The organism is Bradyrhizobium mercantei, assembly GCF_001982635.1.
GTDB classification, from domain to species: domain Bacteria; phylum Pseudomonadota; class Alphaproteobacteria; order Rhizobiales; family Xanthobacteraceae; genus Bradyrhizobium; species Bradyrhizobium mercantei.
The window spans coordinates 1-603 of the sequence record NZ_MKFI01000071.1 but is presented as its reverse complement, the minus strand read 5'-3'; the positions used below and the strand labels follow the sequence as shown (position 1 = coordinate 603).

Below are 603 nucleotides of genomic sequence, written 5' to 3'. Positions count from 1 at the left end.
GGATCGTGAGCGCTTTTGACCAGCTTGCTGGCGGGCCGCCCGTCCGCATCCGGGGGCAAATCGGGATCCGGTGGTTCGGGCGGATTAACCGCCGAGCGGATCAGCGAAGCGTCGATCAATGTGCCGTGCTTCAGGACGTAGCCAGACCTCTCGATCTGCCCCGTAATCAAGGCAAAGGCGCGCTCCGCCAACCCGCTCTTGGCCAACTGTTCGCGGAAACGCCAAAGGGTGGAATGATCTGGTACCGGCTCACTCAGCGACAGGCCCAGAAAGCGCCGAAACGACAGGCGGTCCACCAGCGCTTCTTCAAGGCCCGGATCGGACAGCCCATACCATTGCTGCAGCAACAGCGCCTTAAACAGCGCCAGCGACGGGTAAGCTGGCGCTCCCATCGCCCCGCTGCGCAAGCCGCTCAGCAGCACTTCGATCGCGCCCCAGTCGACCAGTTCCGACACCCGCTGCAATGGCGCATTGGCTCGAGCCGCGTCACTCACCAGCCCGTCCGTAAAGCTCAGCTGACCAATCTGGCGCTCCGCCATCCATCCCTCCGGCGAATCCTTCACCTAAGAGAATCATCCCCACTGACTTCTGCAAAGCCCTCGC

General features: G+C 63.0%; 1 protein-coding gene. It reads right to left on the bottom strand.

What is annotated here, in order from left to right; all coding sequences use genetic code 11:
* Positions 1-539, bottom strand: a 539-nt coding sequence (locus BI327_RS40980) for a transposase (RefSeq protein WP_143271825.1), incomplete at its 3' end; no start/stop codon positions are given.
* Between the last annotated feature and the right edge of the window lie 64 nt (positions 540-603).